Origin of the sequence: Chamaesiphon sp. VAR_48_metabat_403 (assembly GCF_031422475.1) — a bacterium.
Taxonomy (GTDB): domain Bacteria; phylum Cyanobacteriota; class Cyanobacteriia; order Cyanobacteriales; family Chamaesiphonaceae; genus Chamaesiphon.
In genome coordinates, this window is sequence record NZ_JANPLS010000155.1 from 1 (window position 1) to 1,693 (window position 1,693).

The following is a 1,693-nucleotide window of genomic DNA, read 5'->3' on the forward strand; positions in this document are numbered from 1 at the left end:
AGTCAGATCCAATCGTCGTCATCACCATTGCCGTCCACCACAATGCAATGCCATAGTCAGTAATAATCCCATTGGGAACTTCGCGCTCGAACGCATACATACCAGCCGATCCAATCAGGGTGACGATTACAGTTAATCCCAGCACATAGCCAAACCCGCGCCGCTGAAAGCTGGCACCAAATAAGCGCATTCCTCGGTTGGTACCGATCGTGATGCGTAACAACTGTAACCCTCAAATTCCATGAATCGATTGCAACGGCTGAATGACTCGCATGATCCGAAAGATTCGCAAGGCTGGAATCAGTAGTGAGAGGGCAATTAGCTAGTGATGTTTGATGTAGATAAGTTTGCGCGGAGCAAGGGTGAATTTGATGCTAAAGTCGAGGATAAAAGCGATCCAAATGGTCGTCCCAATGGCTTCTAAGATTGGAGTTAGCCCCCAAACCAGCTCGACGATAAACAATCCCAACCACGCAAAACTTAGCACCAGCATTGGCATTTCCGACCAATCTTCCCACTGTTGAAGGACTTCGCCACGTTCTCGTTCTAAGGCTGGCCGTTGGTGTGGGTGCTTCATCGTAGACTCTGTGGCTGAGATCGATAGACATCAAGCCGTGCTTTCAACTGAGCTACTTCTTGCGCCAGATCCAGCACGATCGCGGCTCCGACTAAGTTCACTCCCAAATCTTGCCGCAACCGCTGAATCTGAGCGATGCGGGCAATTTCGCGCGAATGTAGCATCGAGCCAGTGGGTTCGATCACACCCAACTGCACATAAACATGTATGACCGCGATCGAGGTTTGGGCAGCATTGGCGGCATATTCAAAGCTGTATAAGCAATCTCCCTCTTCTGAAACTACAGTTGTCGATAGGCTGAAAGTCATAATGTTATTTCCTGTAAGTGGGCGCGGGGGTTAAAGGTGGTATTTGCCTGAATTTTTTCGTAACATTCCTGCTCGATTTCATTGAGCTGCCGGGGCGTAACGATTTGAAGTTTGGCGAATAGATCGCCGCGTCCCCCTTTTGGCAACGTCCAGCCTTTACCGCGCAGTTTGAGCGATTGCCCCGATTTCACGCCTTTCGGGACTTTCATCGTCACGCTACCATCGGGAGTTGGTACTTGGATTTCTGCCCCCAGCACTGCCTCGTCGGGGCGAATGGGCACATCACAGACGAGGTTATCGCCCTCAAATCTAAAGAAGGAATGAGGTAATACCTCAATGGTGAGATACAAGTCACCCCGCTGTTGCGAGAACGGACTGGGGCGACCTCTACCCTTGAGCCGAATCCGACTACCTGGCTTGGCACCTGCGGGAATGCGGACATTAATCGTGTCATCGTCGAGTTGGAGCCGTTGCTGGACACCGTGAAATGCTTGGGAAAAAGTGAGGGCGATTGCAGCTTCGGTATCTGGTGCGGGAGCCTGAGAACGATATCCACCGCCAAAATCGTCAAAGCCACTGCCTGTAGTGCGATTAGTGGAAGTTCTCCGTTCACGACCCAGTAGATCGTTGATGAACGAATCAAAATCACCATACTGACTAAAATCTTCAGTCCCGACATTAGTTCCGGTAGGTGGCGGTACTTCACCATAACCAGGGCGATCCCAGTGCTGACCGAACTTGTCATATTTCTCCCGCTTTTCTGGATCGGAAAGCACCTGATTTGCTTCGTTGAGATCTTTGAACTTTG

At 50.5% G+C, this 1,693-nt stretch carries 3 protein-coding genes and 1 pseudogene; all 4 read right to left on the reverse strand.

Translation table 11 applies throughout. The annotated features are described in order from the left end of the window. A pseudogene (locus RMO79_RS07465) lies at positions 1-223 on the reverse strand (potassium channel protein); the annotation flags it as partial. A gap of 99 nt (positions 224-322) precedes the next feature. Beyond that, positions 323-577 carry a hypothetical protein gene (locus RMO79_RS07470; RefSeq protein ID WP_310482485.1) on the reverse strand — a complete coding sequence of 85 codons (255 nt, stop codon included), beginning with the start codon at positions 575-577 and terminating at the stop codon, positions 323-325. Further along, positions 574-885: a chaperone modulator CbpM gene (locus tag RMO79_RS07475; RefSeq protein WP_310482486.1), complete on the reverse strand. Its 312-nt coding sequence runs from the start codon at positions 883-885 to the stop codon at positions 574-576. The genes RMO79_RS07470 and RMO79_RS07475 overlap by 4 nt, the downstream gene beginning before the upstream one ends. Continuing rightward, a partial coding sequence (locus tag RMO79_RS07480) for a DnaJ C-terminal domain-containing protein (RefSeq protein ID WP_310482487.1) occupies positions 882-1,693 on the reverse strand: 812 nt, incomplete at its 5' end. The genes RMO79_RS07480 and RMO79_RS07475, both read right to left, overlap by 4 nt.

Excerpts from the sequence above, each read along its gene's own strand:
- RMO79_RS07470 (WP_310482485.1), bottom strand. The coding sequence starts at position 577 with ATGAAGCACCCACACCAACGGCCAGCCTTAGAACGAGAACGTGGCGAA.
- RMO79_RS07475 (WP_310482486.1), bottom strand. The coding sequence starts at position 885 with ATGACTTTCAGCCTATCGACAACTGTAGTTTCAGAAGAGGGAGATTGC.